Genomic DNA, 23,166 nt, shown 5'->3' on the forward strand with positions numbered 1-23,166 from the left:
CATGAAATGGCTCCAAACCTTACAGCGACATCTGCCCAAACATAAATATGCAATTGATGCAAAACAATTGGGAGATCACGCAGTATTGGCTTGGAGCAATCTTGGTTATTGGGAAAATAACCAATCCTCCTACCCTGAAGCTTGCCAAACCCTGGCAACGCATCTTGCTGATCGATTACAGCTAAAGTCAAATGACCGGGTTCTAGACTTGGGCTGTGGACAGGGTGCGAGTCTATTGCTGTGGCAGCAGCATTACCATGTTCAGCAACTTTGTGCGGTTGAGTTACAAGCCGAATGTGTTCAGCGCATACAACACACTTTAAATTCAAAGATACACATCACTCAAACGTCATTTTTAAATTTAAATTCAAAGCTATTTTCAGCGCCTTTTAATGTGGTGTTGTGCCTCGATGCCGCTTATCACAGTGATTTAAATTCATTTCTGAGATCAACCCATTCTGTTTTAAATTCAAAAGGGCGTATCGGTTTTCACTATCTGATGTTGAGTGATGCATTTTTGAATTTAAATCGTTTTGAGAAACTTCAACTGAAAATGCTGTTAAAAGCAGCCGATGTTCATTTGGAACATCTTCAGTTAGAAGCGAATTTGAAGCATTCGATAGAATCACAAGGCTATCAGCAGGTTGCTATTGAAGATTTATCCGATGCAGTTTTGGCGGGTTTTTCTCGTTATTATCATGTGCATTTAGTCCAACAGGCCGCTCAAAATTTGGATTACTTCAAAATTAAAATGACGGCTAAGCTCTGTCAAAAATTATTTGAACAGGGCATCGTGCGCTATGTTCAAATTACAGCAGTTAAAGACATTTAAAATGAAATAAAAAACCAAAGGGCCAGAAACAACAAAGCCTCACTAAAAAGCGAGGCTAAGTATAAAATGGTGCCGGCACACGGATTCGAACTGTGGACCTACTGATTACAAGTCAGTTGCTCTACCAACTGAGCTATGCCGGCAACGTGGTGAGAATAATAGCGGATTTTCTTGAAAACGCAAGCCAAAAAGTGAGCGATTGAAGTGCACATGATTTTTTGTTCAAACTTCACCCACCAAAGGGTGGGTGAGAGCTAAGAATAAAATTTGGGGGCTGTGATGAAACTGTTTTTAAATAGGGTTAAGTGAAAACATGGAACTTATTTGCTCCTTAAAATTTGATCGAGGTCTTGGGCACATTCTTCCAACGTAAAAGCCATGTCGAGTTGCATTTGAGGTTTGAGTTCATTGGCCAGCGTTCTCCATTGTTCAATCAGACGAATTGCTTTTTGAATTTTATGTTTGTTGACATCCTTTGCAAGGGTTGGGGTATAACCGCCTCGTTTAGCGTTTTTAATTTGTTTGACATAATTGGTGCTGTTATTCATTCTGACTCCCGAATAGCAGTTTTATTGGTCAATTTAGTGTTTCGCTAGTTATATACCGCAAATGAATTGTGCTTCATAAACATTGCATCTAGATGATCATTGATGATTTATTTTAACCTCCCTTAGAAATTATTTAGCTCAAGTTTGAATCAGGTTCAAGCGTTTATTTTTGAATAAATATTTCACTTTGTGGTGCAAATTATCCTGTTTTGTGAAGAGTCGTTTTTATGAAGCAGACTTTGTGCCAAGTCTAAATAAGAATGTTCAGCATAAAAAAAGACCTTAATCTTTCGATTAAGGTCTTTAAAATTTTGGCGGTGAAAGAGGGATTCGAACCCTCGAAACGCTATAAACGTTTACACACTTTCCAGGCGTGCTCCTTCAGCCACTCGGACACTTCACCATGGCCGAGGATAATATCGAAAAACATAGCCATCGACAAGGTGAAACAATTGAATTCGAGCAAAAGTTTTAGCTCAATGATATGATTCGCAAAAATAGTGTCGATAATTGAAGACAAGCTTATGCAAAGTACTGCAAAAAAAGCCGCCTTGCCTGCGATGACCTTGGCAGCATTAGGGGTCGTGTTTGGGGATATTGGAACCAGTCCACTCTATGCATTGAAAGAATCCTTCCACGCTGCACATGGCTTGGGCATCACCCCTGCAAACGTATTGGGTATTTTGTCCATTATCTTCTGGACCATGACCATGGTCATTACCATTAAATATTCTGCAATTGTAATGCGTGCAGATAACAATGGTGAAGGCGGGATTATGGCTTTGCTTGCACTCAATTTGCGCAATACCAATTTTAGCCATCGGAAAAAATTACTGTTAATTTCGATTGGCTTTATTGGGGCTTCACTATTTTTTGGGGATGGGATCATCACCCCAGCCATTTCAGTCTTATCTGCCGTAGAAGGCTTATCCATAGCAACCGATGCACTTGACCCTTATATTGTGCCGATTGCAATTAGCATCGTCACTGCTGTATTTGTCATGCAAAAGTATGGGACAGCCTTTGTTGGTAAGTTCTTTGGCCCACTGACTTTATTGTGGTTCTTCTCTCTGGGTATTCTTGGGATCTCGAGCATTATTCAAACGCCTTTGGTTTTGGGCATGCTGAGCCCACATTGGGCATTTCAGTTTATCGTGACCAACCCGTTAATGGCCTTTTTCATTATGGGTGCGGTAGTGTTGACCGTCACAGGTGGCGAAGCCCTGTACGCAGATATGGGACATTTTGGTCCTGTGCCGATTCGTTTGGCTTGGTTTATTGTGGTTTTGCCGTGTTTACTGCTTAATTATGCAGGACAAGGTGCATTGCTCTTGCGTGATCCGACTGCGATTGAAAATCCATTTTACCTGTTGGTGCCAGAGTGGGGCTTGTACCCAATGATCTTCTTGGCCACTATGGCCGCAGTTATTGCTTCACAGGCCGTAATTTCAGGGGTCTTCTCTTTAGCGCGTCAGGCCATTCAATTGGGCTATTTACCACGTTTAAATGTGAAACATACTTCAGACTCGGAACAGGGGCAGATTTATGTACCTTTACTGAACTGGATATTGTTGGCATCAATTATTGTCTTAATTTTAATCTTCCAAACCAGCTCACAGCTTTCGCATGCCTATGGTCTAGCGGTCACCATGACCATGCTATGTGACACCTTATTGATTGCGGTATTTATTCGTTATACATGGAAATGGAGCATGCCAAAATTGGTGCTGCTGATTATTCCATTCCTTGTTTTAGATTTGGTCTTGGTGAGCGCGACCTCACTTAAAGTATTATCGGGCGGTTGGGTTCCATTGCTGATTGGCGGTATTGCATTCATGTTATTAATGACATGGAAACAAGGTCGCGAGTTAACTTTTGCCAAGCTTCAGCAAGATACATTGCCACTCGATTTATTTGTACAAAGTATTGGTGATCAAGCCAATTGGGTTGAAGGTGAGGCCGTCTTTTTAACAGGAACGCCGACTGTTGTGCCACATGCCATGTTACACAATATGAAGCACAATAAAGTACTGCATCAAAAGAACATTATTCTCACTGTTAAAATTCAAGATGTTCCTTATGTGGAAGAGTCTGATCGCTTCCATGTCGAAACCATGAATCAGCATTTTTATCGTCTTGAATTGTACTATGGCTTTAAAGATGAAATGAATATTCCACAAGCGCTTGAAGCGGTATATCAAGCGATTGAGCTGGAATATAACTTAATGCAGATCAGCTTCTTTGTATCGCGTGAACGGATTATCAGTACCGTGGGTGATGGTATGGCGCCGTGGCGTGAAAAGCTCTTTATCTCAATGCAAAGGAATACCAGTCCTGTGAGTGACTTCTATCAGATTCCACCTAACCGTGTGGTTGAGCTCGGTAGTCAGATCGAGATTTAAAACCTCAATAAAAAAACCAGCATATATGCTGGTTTTTTTTGGAGGATAAATCAGTTGAAGTCTTAGTTCATTGGGTCATTTACAGGTGCTTCAGGCATCGCTTGGACAGGCTGTTCTGCTGAAGCGTCAGGAAATGCCTGTGCAGGAGCATCTGGTGATGGCAGTGAATCAGGCTCAACCGCATTGACGGGTGCCTCTGCTGATGAATCTAATTGAGGTGCAGCAGCTGGGGCAGCATTCATATCTGTATTTGCGGTGGGTGCGACAGCATCATTTAACGCCGCTTCAGCTTGTTGTGCTGAGAGTTCTGCATTTGGTGCCAGCGGATGTTGCTCTGTTGGAGTCGCAGCGACTTGTTGTTGCGCTGTGGTATCAGGTGCGGCCTGTTGAACAGGAGCTTCACTCTGTGGTGCTGTTGGCATCACTGCTTGGTCATTGGGTGCACCTTGGCCTGCTGGGCTGATAGGTGCTGCATTTGGATCAAGCAATTTAATTAGCCCTGAGCTTACGAGTTCTTGAATAGAACCCGGTTGACCATTAACCGTAGTCGTGACTTTGGCTTGAGAGAGACTTTCTAAGGTGTCACCCGGTTGGATAGGTGGCTCGGCGAAGGCTGAAGCACTTATCACTGTGCCGATTAAACCAAGAGAAGCTAAAATCTTAGAATGCATAAGAACTCCGTAAATTGCATGTATTATTTCGTTCGATTCTTTTTTACCTTGGCATATTTTTTGAAGCGACAGCAATCAAAGATACGCAATCGCATCACGTTGCCGTAGAAAAACTCTACAAAAAAGACATTTTGTTACATGCAAAATCATCTAAATATGGCGATTTGTTTAATTGTTATGCGAATAGAACTCGAGCGATATACTTCGTATACGCTGATTGTTAAGCTCGTGAAAAACCGATGTTTATTGTAGTTGTGATGGCGAAGAAGAAAAGTAGTTCAGGTAAGTCAGTCTTTAACATGTTTAATCAAAATGGCCTGAAAGTGATTTTAGGATTGGTGGCAACGGGAAGTTTTGCGATTGCCTTTGGTCAAGAAAAAATTCAGCAATACGTGTCTTTAAGCCCAAGCTCAAATTCAGCCTGTTTAGAACAATTTTATCGAGAAATTCCGCCTTATTTACTCAAAGAAAGTTTAAGTAAACACAGCTATGCACTGTGCTTTAACGGTTTTAATGTGATGTATTCGGGCGTTTCGAAAACCCCCCTCTGGGTTGCAGAGGCCCTGAAGCCGCAGCGCCTGAGCCAAAAAATTCCACGTGAAGATAGTTTTCACGAAGAAAATAATGTTGCAACCGAACATCGAGCGACATTGTCGGACTACCGTGGTTCAGGCTATGACCGTGGACATATGGCACCGAATGCTGATATGCCCAACAAAGCCGCACAATTCGACAGTTTTTCTTTGGCCAATATGGTGCCACAGGCCCCTAAAAATAATCAGCAAGTGTGGCGTGAATTGGAAGAAGCCACACGGGCGCTTGTGACCAAGCAAAAGCTGGATGTTTTTGTGGTAACTGGGCCGGTATTTCAGGGCAAAAAGCTCAAGACCATTGGTCAGGGAGTGATTGTTCCGAGTGCGGTTTATAAAGCGGTCTATATGCCAAAAACAGGTGCAATCGGCGCTTATTACGCACCGAATGATAATTCACAGCAGGTAAGAATTGTCAGTGTCTGCTATTTGGAAGAGCAGTTGGGTGTGAATTTATTTCCGCAACTGACAGAAGAGCAAAAACGTAATACTTATAAACTACCGTTGACAGCAACGGCGGTAAAAGCCAATAGTGCAATTCAGTATTCACATTGGGATGCGGAAAGTCAGTGTGCAGAAGAGGTTGCATCCGAGCAGCTCAAAGCCTTACAAAAAAACTTTAAATCGGGCTCTACTCAGTCGAGTAGTGGTAGCACCGTAACAAAGGGCACGGTTATTGATGCGGCGGACCAAGATGCGATTGTGAAACAATTAGTCGACGCCTTATTGCAATATATTTTGCAGCTGTTACGTTAAAGTTCTAGGCAGTTGGATGTATAGACATTCGACTGCAGTGCCCAATGCCTGAAAAACAAACAAGAGTAAAAATAAAATGTTTAAACCTTTTGTACAAGGTAACGAGTCCCATGCCATCCATGATTTGACCCTTGAAAATGACACGGACTGCGTCAGTATTTATGGCAATTTACAACTCACCAAAGACCAAGCTGGTTTAGCTGCGGCCAAAGCATTGCAGGCATATCTGAATGCCATTGTGCAACAGCTTGAAAGTGAAGCTCAGCTTCCTGAGAAAATTGAACATCCGCAGTCGGGTGAAATTGACAATCCATTTTTATAACATAAGCCTATCTATGTTCCATGTGGAACAATAACAAAGTCCACAGATTGTGGGTTTTTCTTTTAAGGGATAGAGAAAAAATTAATCCTCTTTTCCTAAAATTTTATAAATAATAGCGCCGATAATGGCACCGACAATCGGAGCAACCCAGAACAACCAGAGTTGGCTTAAAGCGGCTGTTTCAGCAAATATTGCAACACCTGTACTTCGTGCAGGGTTAACCGAGGTGTTGGTCACAGGAATACTGATCAGGTGAATCAAGGTCAAAGCTAAACCAATGGCAATCGGCGCGAAACCAGCAGGCGCACGCTTATCTGTGGCGTCCATAATCACGATTAAGAACATTGCGGTCAGTACAATTTCAATCATTAAAGCGGAGATTAAGGAGTATTTTCCTGGTGACAGTTCGGCATAACCATTGGTCGCAAAGCCTCCTGTACCGGCGAAACCAGCTTGTCCTTGGACAATCAGGTATAACACCCAAGCGGCTAAAACTGCTCCGACCACTTGGGAGACCACATAGGGGATCAGATCTTTGGTATCAAAACGTCCACCGACCCATAAGCCGACACTGACTGCAGGGTTAAAGTGACCGCCAGAGATATGTCCAAGTGCAAAGGCACCCGTTAAAACGGTTAAACCAAAGGCAAGTGCAACGCCAAGAAAGCCGATGCGCAACTCGGGAAAAGTTGCTGCAAAAATGGCACTGCCACAGCCTCCGAAGACCAACCAAAACGTTCCGATGAATTCAGCAAGATATTTATTCATAATGCGCTTTTTCTAGTTATTGATGTTTTATTCGCATAGAACTTTATATCTAACGAGAAAATACTCGTTTTTCAATCAATTTAACAAAAAAAGCATGACATCCTGATGACGTGGATTAAACAGGTCAGATTTTAGTGAAAATGCTGAATACGCCACTGCTGAGGTGTGACTTGTGTCCAGTGTTTAAAGGCACGTTGAAAAGCACTTTGTTCAGAGTAACTCAGCAACAGTGCAATTTCCTGTAAGCTGAGGTGTGGATCTTTTAAGTATTGCTCCGCCAAAATACGTCGAACTTCTTGCATCCGCTGTTGGTAGGTCGTGCCTTGTTGTTGTAAGTAACGTTGCAGCTGTCGGACTGAAAAGTTCAGCTGCCGAGCAATATGTTCAATTTGATATTGGTTTTTTTGTAGCCCGGTTAAAATCGCATGCTGTAAGCGCTGGTCGATGTGAGTAGAGTTAGGGAGTTTTTCCAGTAAGGCTTCGGCCTGCTGTAAGAGCAGTTTTTGCAGGGTTTGATCACCTTGCTGAAAGGGCAGGGATAATTCGCTGAGGGGAATCATCATCATCGGTCGGCTTTGAGAGAAGCGAACTTTACAATTAAAGTACTGCTCATACAGTGCCGTATTTTTCGGGGCAGGGTGAGTAAAATGAACCTCGCTGAGCTGGATGTCATCATGGGCGACAAAGTGCTTCATAAACTGAATGATCAGCGCCATCGCCACTTCATTGCTGAGTTGTGTGGTCAGTTCAATCGGCATCTCCACCCAACCAAAGCACAGATTTTCACCTTCAACTGCCATATACAGTGAACTGCCATCATAAATGAGACGGTGAAAGTCATGATAACGGGTGAGCGCTTCGCCTAAATTTTCGCAGGACAGCGCAATATAGCCCAAAATGCCTAAATGCTTGGGCTGTACATACTTTGCAATCTCAAGTCCGAGCGCAGGGATGTGCAGATGGCTGTCAAGATCATTCAGTAACTCTAACCACAGGGCATAATCAAAACGTTCTAAGTTCTGTGCTTTTTCAAGCTGTTCAGAAATTGGGTAGCCCACGGCTTGGCAATAGGCATAGAGTAAATGTCCCAGTCCACCGTAGACAGAACCTGTGTAATCTTTGAAATGTTGCATTGATTAGCTCTATTGTTCTTGTCGTAATTTGTCAATGAATTTGAATGCTAGGGTCAATATTTAGCATAGTTTCCACATTATATTCAATCTGAATATAGGAGGAATTTGCCATGTGGAAAGGTTTTGTCGCAGGACTGGTGGTTGCCAATGCGTTTGAGTGGGTTGCACATAAATATATTTTGCATGGAACACACCGTGCTGGAAAGCCACGCTATAGCCCCGTGCCTGACAGCATGAAATCGCATTGGGAGCATCACCGAGAAGTGCGGAAAACCACATTTCACGATCATGGTTATGTTGAAGGTTGGAGCAACTGGCGTACCAAAAATGAAATCGTGTCACTTGCTGTCGTGGCGGGGGTATTTGGGACATTATTTTATCCTGTCTCCAAAGGCATGACGTTGTCTGTGTTGTACAGTGCAGGAAATTATTACTATATCCACCGCCGTGCACACTTAGAGCCAGACTGGGCAATGCGTAAGATTCCTTGGCATTATGACCATCATATGAACTCCAATCAGGATGCCAACTGGTGTGTGACTAAGCCGTGGTTTGATTATATTTTAGGAACGCGGGTCATTTCCTCGCTGGATTTGCAAGAGCAAAATCCGCTGGGTATTGCTTTACCCCAAGTGGTGTCGAATAAGCTCACCCAGTGGGTCAATCAGGTCTTCCCTGCAAAATGGATTAAGGCACCTGAAGTGATTACGCTGAACTCAGCGCAGACGACGGAAACGGTTGCAGGATAATTGAAAGGGATATTTTTGTCGTGATTTGTCAATAATATTGGTATGTATTGTCAATATTTCGTCATTTGAACATTCTATAGTAAGGCTGTTAATCAGATGAAATCATCTCATAAGTATTAATACGTTATTTTTCATTTTCCAGTCTAACAAGTCAATGTTGTCGTTATTCTAGGTTTATAGGGAGTCGCAAGACTCCCTTTTTTTATCTCAAAAATTGAGAGCATAAGTTCGGTCAAAAGCCAGCGAGCATTCTAAACTTTAACATCTGCTGCATAATAGAGGCACTGGCTGTGCCTGAGTACAGCGTAATTGAGCTTTTTAATTCGCCTGCTTTTTGAAGCCTGTTAAAATATAGCGATCCATTTCATCGGTATAGTCAGGGGAAAACTGAAAGCAAACATGCTCATTGATGTTTAAGGTTTTGAGATCAGGGAAGCTTTGTCTGGCACGCGGACTATTGCTAAATAAAAAAGCTTGTCGATCACTCTGAAAGTAAAACACTTTTTCAGTGCTGATGTTGTGCCGTCGATAATGAGTGACCTCCGACCATTGTGTAAAAATACCACAAGCCCGAATTTGATCAGGTGCAATCAGCGCTTTTTCATAATAGTGTTTAAACTGGTATTTGCAGAAGCTGATATAGCTAAACAGGCATAAACCAAGGAGTAGCAGTACAGCCAGCATAGCAAAAGGGCGGTCAACATATTTCTTCATCAACAGAATGAAAACAAAACAGATCAATAGACCACAAATAAATAAGATTAGCTCTAAGTGATACATTTTTTCTCATCTTTAAAATGATAAAAAGAGTACTCGAAAGCACTCTTTTCATAGATTTTACGGTTATGGTCTGTTTATAGACGCATTTCAATGCCTTGCTCGGCAAGATATTTCTTCGCTTCAGGAATGGTGTGTTGTCCAAAGTGGAAAATCGAAGCAGCCAGTACAGCGTCTGCGCCACCTTTTAAAATACCATCGGCCAAGTGTTGTAAGTTACCGACACCGCCCGAAGCAATGGTTGGAATGGTGACGCGGTCATTGATTTGACGCATCAGCTCGAGGTCATAGCCTGCTTTGGTACCATCGGCATCCATCGAAGTAATGAGCAGTTCACCCGCACCAAAGTCAGCCATTTTCATGGACCATTCAATTGCATCAATACCCGTTGGTTTACGGCCACCATGGGTAAAAATTTCCCATTTGTTCTCGCCCATTTTTTTCGCATCAATGGCAACCACAATACACTGTGCGCCAAAGCGTTGCGATGCTTCTTGTACAAATTCTGGGTTAAACACCGCTGCTGAGTTAATGCTGACTTTATCCGCGCCAGCATTGAGTAAGAGGCGAATATCTTCAACTTTGCGAACGCCACCACCGACCGTTAAGGGAACAAAAACCGTTTCAGCCATACGTTCAACCGTACGATAAGTCGTGTCGCGACCATTCGAAGTTGCGGTAATGTCTAAGAAGGTAATTTCATCAGCACCTTGTTCGTTATATCGACGTGCTACTTCTACTGGGTCACCTGCATCACGAATATCAAGGAATTGAACACCTTTCACTACACGACCGTTGTCTACGTCGAGGCAAGGAATAATACGTTTAGCTAGCATAATTTTTTCCAAAAATAACAGCCGATTATGAAACTTTGCGACTTAGATGCTACACCTTAATAGTCGGAGCGGGTATTCTATCAAACTTATGTAAGTTTTTTTGCAGGTTTTATATGTCGGTTTATACCACTTTGACTTTACAGGAAGTTCAGGCGTTTGCAGCACCTTATGAACTTGAGGTAATCGATCTGATCCCAATTCAAGGCGGTATTCAAAATACGAACTATTTTATTGTGTGTGAAAATGCTGTGCAGTATGTATTGACTGTATTTGAAGAAATGGATGAACAGGGCGCAGGCGAGTTGGTTCCTGTACTTGAGCATTTAGGTCAGGCTGGTTTAGCGGTTCCTGTACCTTTAAGTCATTCAGGTAAAGCCATTCATAGTTTAAAAGATAAACCCGCGCAAATTGCCCCACGGATGATGGGCAAACACCCCATGCCTGCGACCCTTGAACAAGCCGAAGCGATTGCGGTTGCACAAGCGAAAATGCATGTCGCACTGCAAGATTTTCCACTGGAACGTGCAGAATACCGTGACCATGATTACTGGCTCGCTGTAGCGTTACAGATGAAACCGACATTAAGTGAGGCGGATCAAGCACTACTCAATAAGTTGTTGGGGTTATATGACGCATTATCGGCGGTTTATCCGAATCGTCCAAAGGGCTTTATCCACTCGGATTTATTTCGTGACAACACTTTGTTTGAGGGCAATCAGCTCAAAGGCATTTTAGACTTTTATGAACTGAATAAAGATGAGTTCTTGTTTGATATTGCGATTACCCTGAATGATTTCTGTACCGAATATCCAAGTGTGCATTTAAATGAAGACAAAGCCATTGCATTCTTAAACGCCTATGAAAGCATTCGTCCTTTGACTGCCGATGAAAAATCTTGTCTCGAGTTGTATCTTGCAATGGCCGCTGCGCGTTTTTGGATGATGCGTTTACAAGTGGCACAAAAAAATGCTGAACAAGGCCGTACGGGGGATGACATTTTGCAGAAAAATCCTGCCGAAATGCGTAATATGGTGATTGACCGCCTAAAATTTGTAACTGCTTAAATAGGAAAGAAAAATGCGTGACCAAGGACGACTCGTTGAATGGTTTGATGAAAAAGGCTATGGCTTTATTCAGCCTAACGATGACAGCAAAGATCGCGTGTTTTTACATATCAAGGACTTTGCTCGGCAAGGTCCTCGTCCTATTTTAGGTTGTGCGTTGGAATACAACGTGATTGTGGATGTGCAAGGGCGTTATCGTGCACAGCAAGTTAGTTATTTAAAAGCATCACAAACCCAAAAGAGCCGTACCTCAAAAGTCTCACCGAAAAAGACCGAACAGGGTCAACGTTGGAGTCCAATGCAAATTGCGTCGGTGGCATACATCGTGTTTTTGGCGTTATTGGTACTCATGGGGCGTTTGAGTGGATTGGTGCTGCTGTTTATTAGTGTGATGAATGCGGCCAGTTATTGGTTCTATGCACAAGACAAAGAGGCTGCACAAAATGGACAGCGCCGTGTACCTGAAAATACACTACATCTCCTTTCATTTTTAGGGGGATGGCCTGCAGCATGGTTAGCGCAGCAAAAGCTACGACATAAAACACAAAAACAACCGTTTAGAAAGATTTACTTTTGTACAATTCTATTCAATATTCTTTTAATTTTATGGCTTATTTCTCCTTTCAATAGTTTGCCTATTTAAAGTTCAAGCCCACTTCATGAGGGACAATATGAATTATTCAGTCGATCAAGATCCGAATCGTAGTCTGACTTTTATTCTTTATATTTTGTATATCGTTGCGATTTTTTCCGCAGGGATTTTAGCCATCATTGCTTTAGTGATTAATTATGTGAAGCGTGGCTCTGTGCGAGGTTCCATTTTTGAGAGCCATTTTACTTGGCAGATTCGCACCTTTTGGTGGTATTTGATTTGGAACGTGATTGCTTTTGTGCCATTTATTTTCTTATTCTTTACGGGTGAAAATGCCACCGCTTTCGCAGGTGTCGCACTCGGTGCTTCAACCTTCTGCGTGTCTGTGATTGGGTTGTCGTGGGTGTGGATTGTGTATCGCGCCATTAAAGGCATTATTCGTTTAAACGACAATCAACCCATGTATCAATAACAAGTGATGGGATTTAAAAAAGGGCAGTGTGCCCTTTTTTTATGACTTTATTTTTTATAACAAGGTTTATGCACCGAGATGAACCAAGCTGATGCAGTAGTGTCTCTATTTTTGCGCAGGCTTTTAAAAAGCATCTTACTAAATTGAATTTCAATATTTACCTTTTTATATTAATAAATTTACTTTTTTAATATTTATAACTTACATTTTTATTTATAAATAATTACTTTTTTAATAATCATAACTTACATTTTTAATAAATTAACCTTACATTAATGTACAGTTATTTATATGAATATATGCGTAGAAAATATTATAAAAAATAGTCCCTTTTTGACTAAGCGTAGAATCTTCCTCGACGACGTTTTAGCCCCAAAACATGAATGGCGCGAACCAAAACTGCATAAGAAACCGAATAGCCAAAGTGTTGTTCAAAAAGTGGAACCAAATCGCTAATATTTTGAAATTTTGTATTTTTAACAAATACTTGAATGCAATCCAGTCTTTAATATGGCTGGGTGCTCCACGGCTGTTGGCTACTTTTGGAGACAAGCCGCCTGTTTCTTCTTCGAGCTTAATCCATGCGTCTAAGGTCACACGAGAGATGTTAAATTCCTTGCAAACGGCAACCTTATAATCCGTGAGTTTATAGCGTTGAATCGCTGCTTTTCGGGTTTCTAAATCGTACTTTGGCATTTAATTCAATATTTTTAAAATAGCTAAGCTGTTATTATATGGCATAGTTGTTGCAAAAACCAAAATCACTAGATTAAAAAATGAAAGATGGTGATTTCGGTGAAAAATGCAGATTTTTCTTTAAAGAAAATGTCACTATGGCAAGTGGTCATTATTGGTGTGGCCTATATGACCCCGATGGTCGTGTTTGATACCTTTGGGATTGTGTCTGGGATTACCGATGGGCGTGTGCCATTGGCTTATATTTTGGCGTTGGTTGCAATGTTACTGACCGCATTTAGTTATGCACGTTTTAGCCGAATCAGTGGTGACTCAGGTTCTGCCTATAACTACACGGCACAGTCGTGTGGAGCCAAAGCAGGCTTTTTTGTCGGCTGGTGTTCACTGCTAGATTATATTTTGTTGCCCTTGGTGAATGCCTTACTGGCAAGTATTTACTTAGAAGCTGTGATCCCGAGTGTGCCGTATTGGCTATGGGTGGTTGTATTCACGGGTTTGGTTACGCTGATTAACTGTTTCCGAATCAATATTTTGGCGAATTTAAGTCTGTTGTTTGTACTTTTACCCTTACTGCTGATGGTTTTATTTATCTATCTAGTCATTCAAGGCGTGGGTTCTGAACAAGGCTATGATCATGTACTGACTTTAGCCCCTCTGTTTAATGGAGACAGTTCTGTTTTGCCTTTGATTGCGGGTGCATCGATTTTATGTTTTTCATTTTTGGGTTTTGATGCGGTCACGACCATGTCCCATGAAACCAAAGATCCCCAAAAGAATATTCCACGTGCCGTGCTGCTTACCACGTTGCTCGGGGGCGGGATTTTTATTAGTGCCTCATGGTTTATCCAGCTGTATTTTCCAAGCAATGTGCGTTTTAACAACCCTGACGAAGCCTTACCTGAAATTGTCCTCTATGTGGGGGGAGCACTTTTCCAAGCCGTATTTTTATGTGCCCAAATCATGAATACCTTCGCTTCAGGTTTAGCCACTCATGCCAGCGCTTCACGCTTAATTCATATTATGGCGAAGGATGGCATTTTCCCCAAAGCAACCTTTGGGCAGCTCCATGCAAAATTAGGTACGCCACTTTATGCCGTCTTAAGTATTGGCCTGATTTCGCTATCGGCCATTTTTCTAGATCTTGCGACTGTGGTCAGCATGATTAGCTTCGGTGCTTTGATTGCCTTTACTGCGGTGAATTTCTCGGTTTTTGTGAAGTTCTATCTGTTGGAAAAACAAACCCAAGGCATTAAAAACAAATGCCTCAATTTGATTCTTCCCTTGTTATCTGTATTGGTGATGCTTTGCCTCTGGGTCAATTTAGAACGAAATGCATTGATTTTTGGTTGCTCTTGGTTGGCGATAGGCATTGGTCTATTTATTTATAAGAAATTGAAAAGACAAAACATTGTGATTGGAAATGCATATTAAAACCTGCATGAAAATGAGATAGATATTGAGTGTGAATGAAATGAATATGAATAAACCGACATTTTTAGATGACGTTGAATACAAAGCCTGTTCTGCGGCACAAAGTGGTAAAGAGTGGAATTGGTTGAACCCGCAGTGTGGTGCGTTTAGTCATCCAGCCAATTACTATGAAAGTTCAATGCATGTATGGCATGAGTTTGAGCCTTTAAATGCAGATATCGAATGTGACGTGGTCGTGATAGGCGGTGGCTTACTGGGAGCATCGGCTGCACTGCATTTTTCGGAGCAGGGTGTCGATACGGTCTTGGTTGAAAAAAACCGAGTGGGCAGTGCTGCCTCAGGGCGTAATGGTGGGCAACTCACCCCGGGGTTGGCACGTTGGGAAGCCGAAACCATGATTGAGCACTTCAGCTTTGAAGAGGCTAAAAAGTTATGGCACTTTACCTCAACGGAAGCCATGACTTTGATAGATGACATTACTGAAAAATATGGCTTAGATGTGCAACGTAAACGTGGACATCTAACGGCCGCAGTACACCCAGGACATTTAGATGCACTGCATGAAGGGATGAAAGCACGTCAGTATTTAGATGAAAAAAATACCTCAATGTTGACCCAAGACGAATTACGTGAGCATGTGCAATCCGACAACTATTTTGGCGGTCAGTTGGATCAACTTGGGGGACATATTCATCCTTTAGCCCTGACGCGTGGTTTGGCTTATGGCTTTTGTCAAAACGGCGGCACGATTTATGAACAGACGGAAGTACAGTCAATCCAAGAACGTGCCGATGGTATTTATGTGACCACAGAGCAAGGGGTAATTAAAGCACGTAAAAGTGTGGTGATGGGCGTACACCATGCCTCATTTAAACTATTAGAAGAACGTAATCAAACCACCATTCCTTTTTATACCTATGTGTGTACCACAGCACCTTTAGCACTGGATTTGAAAGAGCTATTGCCGACGGATCTGCCTGTATACGACACCCAGTTTCAAATTGACTATTACCGAGGGGTCTCAAAAAACCGATTGTTATTTGGCGGTGAAGGCACGGGTTCGTGTTGGAGTCCTGAACAAACCCATGACTATTTGCTAGGACGTATTCAACACGTATTTCCTCAGTTAGAGCAAGTCCAGCTTGATTTTGTGTGGAGTGGCACGACCGATTTAACCGTTAATGGTGCTGCGGATAGTCGTAAATTTGGTAGCCAATACCCAATCTATGCTGTTCAGGGGTGGAGTGGACATGGTGTTGCGCAAACGGTGCGTATTGGTAAAGCCATTGCCGATGATTTCTGCAGTGCAAGTGATGACTTTAATATGTTGACCCGTATTCAACATCAGAACATTCCTTTTGGTCGTGCACTGGCGCCATTGGTCATTCCAATAGCCAAAAGCATGTATGGACTCGGAGCAATGATTAATCCGGGCAAGATGGTGTCATTCTAACCACCTGACCATACTGCTGAATTGGTGGCCATTGATCACTCGATTCAGCAGTTTTTGCGTTTCGGAGATGGGCTAAAGTTGTTCGACGTTCTTTTTCGACTTCAGCAGTTTCGGTTTCCATTCACTGATCATAATGCCAAACACCACTAAAAGTCCGCCCAACAAAGCCAGTGGTGCTAAGCGTTCTCCTGCAAGACGCCCAAACAGTGCTGCCCATACAGGCTCTCCTGCGTAAATAATTGCCGCTTGAGATGGACTGACTGAGCGCTGTGCCCAATTCATTACATATTGAATAACGGCACTGGCAAGACCCAAGCCGAGTGCGATACTCAGTAAAGGCCATGAAAAGTCTGGAATGCGGTGTTCACCTGCCAATGGCATGGCTGCAAAGGCGAGCACAGAGGCAACTGCCAGTTGAATGACCGTCACTCGACCAATGTCGACTGTTGGGGCAAAATAACCAATTAGGATAATTTCCATCGCTATAGCAATTGCACCGAGTAGGGTTAAGGTCTGGCCAAAGTTCAGTGAAATTGAATTCAGGCTATTGCCTGTAAGTAAGACTAAGCCCATGAACGCACAGAGCGCACCAATCCAAATCATAAAATGGGGCACTTTACGAAAGATTAACCATAATAATACGGGTACTAGGGGTACATACAGTGCAGTTAAAAAGGCAGACTCACTGCTACTGACTGTTTGTAGTCCGACCGTTTGTGTGCCATAGCCAATAGTGACCATACAGCCAATGAGTGCACCTGCCCACAAGTCCTGTCGGGTAATGTGTTTTAAATGTTGATAGGAAAATAAGCCAATAATTGTCGCGGCGCAGGCGAAACGACAGCCCACAAAGAACATGGGGGAGCTGTAATTTAAGGCGTATTTCACGGCCAAGAAGGTACCGCCCCAAATAAAGGTAATTAAAATCAGTGCAATGACAGGTGCTTTAGAGCCGAGCTGAGTATTCAACATAAAAGAATTGGTGTGCAATATATTGCACATAGCTTGTCATGCTTTGTTTTTATGTGCAATATATTGCTCAATGTTTTTTTGATTTATCTCTATGAAGTCTCCTGCGGTACTACAACACGTCAGTCAAAATGTGCGTCATTATCGAAGTTTAAAAGGCTTGAGCCAGCAACAACTGGCGGATTTGGCTGGTTTAAGCCGTCGTATGGTGGCTGGAGTTGAATCAGGGCAGGACAATATTAGTTTGGCGAAACTCAGCTTGATTGCCGATGTGCTTGAGGTCGATTTTGTACAGATTATTGCTGCGCCTGAACAGCAAGGGCAAGCGGTGGTCAATATTTTGGCTTGGCATGGTACACAAGCACACAGTGAAGCAAAATTAATGGCCTCGGCGGCAGCAACACAAAAAGTTGAACTGTGGACATGGGTACTTGCCCCAAATGAGCACTATAGTGCAGAACCCGACCCAGTCGGTTGGCGTGAGATGCTCTATGTGATGGAGGGGGAGTTAACTTTGGATTTGGCGGGTGACATGAAAGTCTTAGGTGTAGGTGAGTCGATTGTGTTTTCGAGTGCCATCGAATACCAATATATCAACCGTGGAACTGTACCGTTAAAGTTTATTCGTAATGCGATTTATTAAATAAGATGCAGATCTTACATACTGATATTTAGCGCATAAAAAAGAGGTCAAAAGACCTCTTTTTTAACTTCTACAATTAGAGCGATTGTTCATCTAACAGCAATTGTGCTTCACGTAGGTTTAAACTGCCTTCATAAATTGCACGACCGGTAATTGCACCCAAAATACCCGGTTGACCTTTGAGGTTACGTACGTCATCAAGGTTGGTCACACCACCTGATGCAATCACAGGTAGGCCAGAGTATTGTGCCAGTTGAACAGTTTGCTCAACGTTCACACCTTGCATCATCCCGTCACGGGCAATGTCGGTATAGACAATGCTTGATACGCCTGCATCGGCAAAACGCTTGGCCAAATCGGTTGCTTTCACATCGGTCACATTGGCCCAGCCATCGGTGGCCACCATGCCATTCATGGCATCGATACCGACAATGATATGACCTGCAAATTTCTTACATGCTTCTTCAACAAACTCAGGGTCTTGAACGGCTTTGGTGCCAATAATGACAAAAGACACACCCGCTTCTAAGTAGTGTTCAATTGTTTCTAGTGAGCGAATACCGCCGCCAATTTGAATTGGCAGTTCAGGTTGTGCTCGAGCAATGGCTTCAACCACAGGTTTATGAATTGGCGTACCAGCAAAAGCACCATTTAAATCGACCAAATGTAAGCGACGCGCGCCTTCATTTACCCAGTGCTGTGCAGTTGCAACAGGATCATCAGAAAAAACCGTATCGTCTTCCATACGACCTTGTTTTAAACGAACACATTTGCCATCTTTCAGGTCAATTGCAGGGATGATCAGCATGCTTTCGCTCCTAGCCAAATCTTAAATAAAATCAATGTCCGTCATCTTAGCAAAGTATTGGCAATTTTCTAAGCATCTGTTACAGCTTTTCATGACGACAAGGTTTTATTGTTTTTTCTAATTCTTTGGAAATATCTTTTGGGAGTCGCTCTAAACGCCGCAATTCTTCAAAAACCAACAGCGCCGCATAGGCATCCCCAGCAGCATAGTCAACTTGTTCAGGAGTGAGCATTTTCCTTGCCCAATTTGAAGTGCTGACTTTTTTGCTTTTGGGGAAGTTGAGTTGAAACAGCAGGGCGATGGCATTTTTAATGCCGACAGGGTTGGTCAAACCAAAGCTTGCAAAGCATTTTGACAGCTCAACCACACCCTTGAGCTCAAAACCTTTTTTACGGAACAGATAGGCATCATTTTTTAAACCAAAACCCACTTTGAGCTGGTCTGGATTCGCCAAAAATGGCGCAAGGAAGCTCCAAATGGGTGGACTCATTTGGAACAAATAAGCACGCTCGACGCTGGCCAGTTGAATTAAATGCGGGCCTGTGGAGACTTCTCCCACGTGAAAGGTCGGTTTGGACTCGCTGTCAAAACCGAAGATGGAAACCTGTTCCAGTTCAGCGCGGATTGCTTCACACTGCTCTACGTTCTGAATGACATGAATCGCTTGCATTGGCAAATTTTGAAAACGAGGAAATTGTTGAATTTCGACTTTACTGGGAAGGATGTGTTGAAAAGAAGAATCCATCATGCTTTGACTATGCCATTGTTGCTTAAGCCTAAAGCTTTTGCGTTGATTTAGCAAAACAGCCGACCTAGGCAGGCTGTTTTGCACAGGTGATTTTAGGACATAAAACCAGCCGCAATACCGCCGATAATCGCTAAAACGAAAATCACGATGTAAATCCATGCCAAAACGGCTTCCCAGCCTGCGGTTGGGCGTGGCGAACCATAGCTATTGCTACGATCATCACCTGGTGCAAAAATCAAGTAAAGCATTAAGATTACGTTAGCAAGAGGTACCAGCATTAACAGTGATAACCAGCCCGTATGGTTGCGGTCATGTAGGCGACGAATGGTAAATACGAAGGTGAAATAGAAAATTGCTATATAAATCACAGCAAGAAAAATCATTCCACCACCAAAGTTGCTTGTTTCCATGTTGATGAAAGTTGTTGGAAAAATCACGGCAAAAATACCAATGATAATCGCAGCTACAATGGCAAGCAGACAGTTCCATGCGAGATATGAAAAACGTCCGAAACGACCTGCGGCATTCAGCGCAGATTCTTGTGCATATTGAGTCATAGTGACTTACCTTATCGTTGTAAATTAAGTTTTTTATAAATAAAAATGTCTAAAAAGCAGGCAAAGCATAATCAAATTTGGTGACAATGAAAAGGCATCTCAGCCATCTTGAGTACACTAGTCTGCTGTAAAGCAAAGATTTTATACATTGAAAGACACGGAAGTGGGGTCACACGCCTCATTTACTTAAGCTGTTTCTGATTTATTTTTAGTCTAGATGCATCAATTTTGGATAAACAAAAGCCCAACCGAAGTTGAGCTTTTTCAATCAAACAAAAGCTGGAATGAATTAAATTTTCCATTCCACAAAGTTTTTCAGCAGTTGCAAACCTGCGGTATGACTTTTTTCAGGGTGAAACTGTGTCGCAAACAAATTTTCTTGATGAATTGCCGTGCAGAACTCTAAACCGTAGTCACAGGTCGCCGCCACAATACCAGGGTTCTTCGGTTCAACATAAAAGCTGTGCACAAAGTAAAAACGTGCATCTTGCTCAATGTCTTTCCACATTGGATGACTCGGATCAGCCTGATGAACTTGGTTCCAACCCATATGTGGGACTTTCAAGCCGTCTACATCAGGAAAGCGTTTCACACTGCCTTCAAAAATACCGAGAGCATCCACTCCGCCATTTTCTTCAGAGCATTGCATTAGCGCTTGCATACCCACACAAATCGCTAATACAGGCTTATTAAATGCCGCATGGCGAACGACTTCATCAATCCCTGCTTCATGCATACCTTGCATACAATCACGCATGGCGCCTACGCCAGGGAAGACAATTTTATCGGCCTGAGCAATCAGTTTAGGGTCATTGGTCACATCGACTGTTGCACCAACATGCTCAAGCGCTTTTGCTGCTGAGTGTAGGTTACCCATACCATAGTCAAGAAGGGCAATACGGGTCATTACAAACTACCTTTGGTTGAAGCAATGGTGTTGGTTGCACGTGGGTCAATTTCACACGCCATACGAAGTGCACGCGCAAACGCTTTGAACACACTTTCAATTTGGTGGTGGCTGTTTTTACCTTTGAGGTTATCAATGTGTACCGTCATGAGCGCATGGTTCACAAAGCCTTGGAAAAACTCAGAGAAGAGATCCACATCAAAACGACCAATCATGGCGCGGGTAAATGGAATATCCATAAATAAGCCCGGACGGCCTGATAAGTCCACCACAGCACGGCTTAAAGATTCATCTAACGGTGCATAAAAATGACCGTAACGACGTAAACCTTTTTTGTCGCCTAAAGCTTTGGCAAAAGCCTGTCCAAGCGTGATACCACAGTCTTCCACCGTGTGGTGATCATCAATTTCCAAGTCACCATCACATTCAATATCAATATCAAATAAGCCATGTCGCTTGATTTGATCAATCATATGATCTAAAAAGGGAATACCTGTGTTGAGCGTGCCTTGACCCGTACCATCGAGGTTTACACGAACTCGAATTTTGGTTTCGTTGGTATTTCTTACCACTTCACTGATACGTTCTGTCATAGACACGTTCCTCAAAGACGTCAAATAATTGATGTAAAATATTTCGCCGTAACGAAGTCACCGCATATTAGATTGCTCAGGAGGGTTTATCAATGCCTATTACCGTACACGCTTATACTTCACTGGAAAAAGAAGAGTTGCGCAGCCAGCTAGAGCGACTGTACGACACCAGTCCTGAATTTGGCGATGGGCATGATGCCGTAGAACAACTTGAGCAAAATCTAGTTCAGTATACCTTACTTTACACTGCAGAATTTAATACTAAAGTCATTGGTGCCATTTGGTGTAGTGGGAAGGGTGAAAATAAAACCTTAGAATACATCGTAGTACATCCTGCAAACCGTGGACGAGGGGTTGCGGAGCGGCTGGTTGAAGAAGTCTGTCGTATGGAAGAAGCTAAAGGTGTGAAAGTGTTCGAACCGGGCTGTGGTGCAATTCACCGTTGCTTAGAGCACATTGGTAAAATTTAAGCTTTTTTAAAGCAGTCTTTGGGCTGCTTTTATTCATGAATCGCCATGGTGATGCGCTTTAAGTGTAAAGAATGACTCAAAAAATGTACGAATGGTGCTAGGCTTGCTGTAAAAGTAAACACTCAAATGATTTTTTTGAAAACGGACTTGACGCTGCTTCGCTTAAACTGTTTAATACGCGACATCGGCGTGATAGCTCAGTAGGTAGAGCAACGGATTGAAAATCCGTGTGTCCCCAGTTCGATCCTGGGTCTCGCCACCATATTCAAATCTTATTCAAAGATTTCAATCCCTGATCCCATCAGGGATTTTTTTTGCCTGAAATTTATTCGATCAAATAAAAAAAGTGATGATTTTTATTGACTATTCATCTGAGATACGGCTTAATACACGGCATCGGCGTGATAGCTCAGTAGGTAGAGCAACGGATTGAAAATCCGTGTGTCCCCAGTTCGATCCTGGGTCTCGCCACCATATTCAAAAAAGTCTCAAACAATGTTTGGGGCTTTTTTTTGTCTCATGAAAAGTAGGATTGTATAAGATGTTGAACAACATCATGCTTTAGTTAATGGAAAATGTGCTAATTTTGAGTCAAAAATAAGACTGAGAATGGCTTATGAAAGACCGCTTTTCATCGGGAAGTCAGCTTTATCAACTCGCACGTCCAAGTTATCCAGCAAGTTTGATTCAAGAAATACTCAAGCATGTGGCGACTCCTCAATTTGCATGGGACTGTGGCGCAGGGTCGGGGCAATTGACTCAATTGTTGGCGCCGCATTTTGATGCCGTGGTGGCGACAGATATCAGTGCTCATCAGTTACAACATGCACCTTATTTTGAAAATGTCAGTTATCAGGTCCAATCCGCAGAGCACACCAGTTTTGCCGAGCAGAGTTTTGATTTAATCACGGTGGCTCAAGCCATTCATTGGTTTGATTTTGATGGTTTTTATGCAGAAGTGCGGCGGACTTTACGACCTGAAGGCATTTTTGCGGTCATTGGCTATGGTTTAATTCAGCTGCAGCAACCTGAGTTACAGGGCTGTATTGAGCGACTTTATTTTAAGACTTTGACAGGCTATTGGGATGCCGAAAGACGTTATATCGACGAGGCCTACCAAACCATTCCTTTTCCCTTTGAGGAAATAGCGACGCCTGAATTGTCGATGTCGTTTCAATGGTCTGCTGCTCAATTGTTGGATTATTTAAATACATGGTCTGCACTGAAACATTATCGAGCGAAAAATTCAAATGACCCCTTATATGAGTTCAAAGCATTCTTTGCGTTGGATGATCACGCGAACCAAGTTTTTGAGCTTAAATTTCCAATTTTTTTAAGATTGGGTCGTCTACCGGGATCGGCGCATTGAGTGTCTGAGC

Annotated in this window: 25 protein-coding genes, 4 tRNA genes and 1 pseudogene; 15 read left to right on the forward strand and 15 right to left on the reverse strand. The window is 42.6% G+C overall.

Going from position 1 to position 23,166, the window contains the following annotated elements:
• Position 1: 1 nt before the first annotated feature.
• Entirely contained in the window at positions 2-832 is an 831-nt protein-coding gene (locus tag ACFN7Z_RS01090; RefSeq protein ID WP_058951585.1) for a cyclopropane-fatty-acyl-phospholipid synthase family protein, read from the forward strand.
• Positions 833-899: 67 nt separating this feature from the next.
• On the opposite strand, the gene ACFN7Z_RS01095 is transcribed toward ACFN7Z_RS01090, so the two are convergent.
• The 3 genes from ACFN7Z_RS01095 to ACFN7Z_RS01105 form a co-directional block, all read right to left on the reverse strand.
• Positions 900-975 (reverse strand) — tRNA-Thr (locus tag ACFN7Z_RS01095).
• Between the two features lie 177 nt (positions 976-1,152).
• Positions 1,153-1,380: a hypothetical protein gene (locus ACFN7Z_RS01100; protein ID WP_004691623.1), complete on the reverse strand. Its 228-nt coding sequence runs from the start codon at positions 1,378-1,380 to the stop codon at positions 1,153-1,155.
• A 312-nt stretch (positions 1,381-1,692) separates the two neighbouring features.
• A tRNA-Ser gene (locus tag ACFN7Z_RS01105) sits at positions 1,693-1,783 on the reverse strand.
• 121 nt (positions 1,784-1,904) lie between these two features.
• On the opposite strand from ACFN7Z_RS01105, the gene ACFN7Z_RS01110 reads away from it, so the two are divergent.
• Positions 1,905-3,782, forward strand: coding sequence for a potassium transporter Kup (locus ACFN7Z_RS01110; protein WP_130235123.1), 1,878 nt, complete (start codon positions 1,905-1,907; stop codon positions 3,780-3,782).
• 62 nt (positions 3,783-3,844) lie between these two features.
• Here the strand turns inward: ACFN7Z_RS01110 and ACFN7Z_RS01115 are convergent, their stop codons facing one another.
• Positions 3,845-4,453: a hypothetical protein gene (locus ACFN7Z_RS01115; RefSeq protein WP_178904331.1), complete on the reverse strand. Its 609-nt coding sequence runs from the start codon at positions 4,451-4,453 to the stop codon at positions 3,845-3,847.
• A 257-nt stretch (positions 4,454-4,710) separates the two neighbouring features.
• Here ACFN7Z_RS01115 and ACFN7Z_RS01120 point away from each other — a divergent pair, with 257 nt between their 5' ends.
• Both ACFN7Z_RS01120 and ACFN7Z_RS01125 read left to right on the forward strand, forming a co-directional pair.
• A complete protein-coding gene (locus tag ACFN7Z_RS01120) occupies positions 4,711-5,799 on the forward strand; it encodes a DNA/RNA non-specific endonuclease (RefSeq protein ID WP_058952494.1) in 1,089 nt (362 codons plus the stop codon).
• Between the two features lie 76 nt (positions 5,800-5,875).
• Positions 5,876-6,121, forward strand: coding sequence for a hypothetical protein (locus tag ACFN7Z_RS01125; protein ID WP_005006328.1), 246 nt, complete (start codon positions 5,876-5,878; stop codon positions 6,119-6,121).
• A gap of 81 nt (positions 6,122-6,202) precedes the next feature.
• On the opposite strand, the gene aqpZ is transcribed toward ACFN7Z_RS01125, so the two are convergent.
• Positions 6,203-6,889 (reverse strand): aquaporin Z, encoded by a 687-nt coding sequence (gene aqpZ, locus ACFN7Z_RS01130; protein ID WP_058951600.1) that lies wholly within the window; start codon positions 6,887-6,889, stop codon positions 6,203-6,205.
• A gap of 131 nt (positions 6,890-7,020) precedes the next feature.
• The gene (locus tag ACFN7Z_RS01135; RefSeq protein WP_058951601.1) at positions 7,021-8,022 is read right to left on the reverse strand and encodes an AraC family transcriptional regulator; all 1,002 of its coding nucleotides are present in this window, start codon (positions 8,020-8,022) and stop codon (positions 7,021-7,023) included.
• Positions 8,023-8,132: 110 nt separating this feature from the next.
• On the opposite strand from ACFN7Z_RS01135, the gene ACFN7Z_RS01140 reads away from it, so the two are divergent.
• Positions 8,133-8,771 (forward strand): hypothetical protein, encoded by a 639-nt coding sequence (locus ACFN7Z_RS01140; RefSeq protein WP_131230756.1) that lies wholly within the window; start codon positions 8,133-8,135, stop codon positions 8,769-8,771.
• 318 nt (positions 8,772-9,089) lie between these two features.
• Here the strand turns inward: ACFN7Z_RS01140 and ACFN7Z_RS01145 are convergent, their stop codons facing one another.
• The gene (locus ACFN7Z_RS01145; protein WP_058951603.1) at positions 9,090-9,551 is read right to left on the reverse strand and encodes a hypothetical protein; all 462 of its coding nucleotides are present in this window, start codon (positions 9,549-9,551) and stop codon (positions 9,090-9,092) included.
• 74 nt (positions 9,552-9,625) lie between these two features.
• A complete protein-coding gene (hisF, locus tag ACFN7Z_RS01150) occupies positions 9,626-10,387 on the reverse strand; it encodes an imidazole glycerol phosphate synthase subunit HisF (RefSeq protein WP_395442669.1) in 762 nt (253 codons plus the stop codon).
• Between the two features lie 110 nt (positions 10,388-10,497).
• On the opposite strand from hisF, the gene ACFN7Z_RS01155 reads away from it, so the two are divergent.
• From ACFN7Z_RS01155 to ACFN7Z_RS01165, 3 genes are read left to right on the forward strand one after another with little or no spacing between them, the layout of a single operon-like run.
• A complete protein-coding gene (locus ACFN7Z_RS01155) occupies positions 10,498-11,448 on the forward strand; it encodes a homoserine kinase (protein WP_058951604.1) in 951 nt (316 codons plus the stop codon).
• Between the two features lie 13 nt (positions 11,449-11,461).
• A complete protein-coding gene (locus ACFN7Z_RS01160) occupies positions 11,462-12,091 on the forward strand; it encodes a DUF1294 domain-containing protein (RefSeq protein WP_058951605.1) in 630 nt (209 codons plus the stop codon).
• A 28-nt stretch (positions 12,092-12,119) separates the two neighbouring features.
• Entirely contained in the window at positions 12,120-12,512 is a 393-nt protein-coding gene (locus ACFN7Z_RS01165) for a hypothetical protein (RefSeq protein WP_004691561.1), read from the forward strand.
• Between the two features lie 337 nt (positions 12,513-12,849).
• Here the strand turns inward: ACFN7Z_RS01165 and ACFN7Z_RS01170 are convergent.
• Positions 12,850-13,208: pseudogene (locus tag ACFN7Z_RS01170) on the reverse strand (helix-turn-helix domain-containing protein).
• An 87-nt stretch (positions 13,209-13,295) separates the two neighbouring features.
• Here ACFN7Z_RS01170 and ACFN7Z_RS01175 point away from each other — a divergent pair.
• Both ACFN7Z_RS01175 and ACFN7Z_RS01180 read left to right on the forward strand, forming a co-directional pair.
• Positions 13,296-14,639: an APC family permease gene (locus ACFN7Z_RS01175; protein ID WP_058951607.1), complete on the forward strand. Its 1,344-nt coding sequence runs from the start codon at positions 13,296-13,298 to the stop codon at positions 14,637-14,639.
• A 40-nt stretch (positions 14,640-14,679) separates the two neighbouring features.
• The gene (locus ACFN7Z_RS01180; protein ID WP_058952495.1) at positions 14,680-16,092 is read left to right on the forward strand and encodes an FAD-binding oxidoreductase; all 1,413 of its coding nucleotides are present in this window, start codon (positions 14,680-14,682) and stop codon (positions 16,090-16,092) included.
• A 72-nt stretch (positions 16,093-16,164) separates the two neighbouring features.
• On the opposite strand, the gene ACFN7Z_RS01185 is transcribed toward ACFN7Z_RS01180, so the two are convergent.
• The gene (locus ACFN7Z_RS01185) at positions 16,165-17,064 is read right to left on the reverse strand and encodes a DMT family transporter (protein ID WP_131231024.1); all 900 of its coding nucleotides are present in this window, start codon (positions 17,062-17,064) and stop codon (positions 16,165-16,167) included.
• Positions 17,065-17,155: 91 nt separating this feature from the next.
• Between ACFN7Z_RS01185 and ACFN7Z_RS01190 the strand changes: the two genes are divergently transcribed.
• The gene (locus ACFN7Z_RS01190; protein ID WP_004691559.1) at positions 17,156-17,704 is read left to right on the forward strand and encodes an XRE family transcriptional regulator; all 549 of its coding nucleotides are present in this window, start codon (positions 17,156-17,158) and stop codon (positions 17,702-17,704) included.
• 76 nt (positions 17,705-17,780) lie between these two features.
• On the opposite strand, the gene hisA is transcribed toward ACFN7Z_RS01190, so the two are convergent.
• From hisA to hisB, 5 genes are all read right to left on the reverse strand, one after another.
• Positions 17,781-18,512, reverse strand: a complete 732-nt coding sequence (gene hisA / locus ACFN7Z_RS01195) for a 1-(5-phosphoribosyl)-5-[(5-phosphoribosylamino)methylideneamino]imidazole-4-carboxamide isomerase (RefSeq protein WP_004691558.1) — start codon at positions 18,510-18,512, stop codon at positions 17,781-17,783.
• A 79-nt stretch (positions 18,513-18,591) separates the two neighbouring features.
• Positions 18,592-19,260, reverse strand: coding sequence for a 3'-5' exonuclease (locus ACFN7Z_RS01200; protein WP_348942851.1), 669 nt, complete (start codon positions 19,258-19,260; stop codon positions 18,592-18,594).
• 92 nt (positions 19,261-19,352) lie between these two features.
• A complete protein-coding gene (locus ACFN7Z_RS01205; RefSeq protein WP_205667500.1) occupies positions 19,353-19,817 on the reverse strand; it encodes a DUF805 domain-containing protein in 465 nt (154 codons plus the stop codon).
• A gap of 289 nt (positions 19,818-20,106) precedes the next feature.
• Positions 20,107-20,724: an imidazole glycerol phosphate synthase subunit HisH gene (hisH, locus tag ACFN7Z_RS01210; RefSeq protein WP_348942853.1), complete on the reverse strand. Its 618-nt coding sequence runs from the start codon at positions 20,722-20,724 to the stop codon at positions 20,107-20,109.
• Positions 20,724-21,317 carry an imidazoleglycerol-phosphate dehydratase HisB gene (gene hisB / locus ACFN7Z_RS01215; RefSeq protein WP_004691554.1) on the reverse strand — a complete coding sequence of 198 codons (594 nt, stop codon included), beginning with the start codon at positions 21,315-21,317 and terminating at the stop codon, positions 20,724-20,726. Before hisB ends, hisH begins: the two co-directional genes overlap by 1 nt.
• Positions 21,318-21,409: 92 nt before the next feature.
• Here hisB and ACFN7Z_RS01220 point away from each other — a divergent pair, with 92 nt between their 5' ends.
• From ACFN7Z_RS01220 to ACFN7Z_RS01235, 4 genes are all read left to right on the forward strand, one after another.
• Positions 21,410-21,787 (forward strand): GNAT family N-acetyltransferase, encoded by a 378-nt coding sequence (locus ACFN7Z_RS01220; RefSeq protein WP_205667502.1) that lies wholly within the window; start codon positions 21,410-21,412, stop codon positions 21,785-21,787.
• Between the two features lie 186 nt (positions 21,788-21,973).
• A tRNA-Phe gene (locus ACFN7Z_RS01225) sits at positions 21,974-22,049 on the forward strand.
• 136 nt (positions 22,050-22,185) lie between these two features.
• A tRNA-Phe gene (locus tag ACFN7Z_RS01230) sits at positions 22,186-22,261 on the forward strand.
• Positions 22,262-22,403: 142 nt separating this feature from the next.
• Positions 22,404-23,156, forward strand: coding sequence for a class I SAM-dependent methyltransferase (locus ACFN7Z_RS01235; RefSeq protein WP_058870438.1), 753 nt, complete (start codon positions 22,404-22,406; stop codon positions 23,154-23,156).
• The last annotated feature ends 10 nt before the right edge of the window (positions 23,157-23,166 follow it).

The sequence above is a fragment of the Acinetobacter sp. P1332 genome, from assembly GCF_044057475.1.
Classification (GTDB): domain Bacteria; phylum Pseudomonadota; class Gammaproteobacteria; order Pseudomonadales; family Moraxellaceae; genus Acinetobacter; species Acinetobacter johnsonii.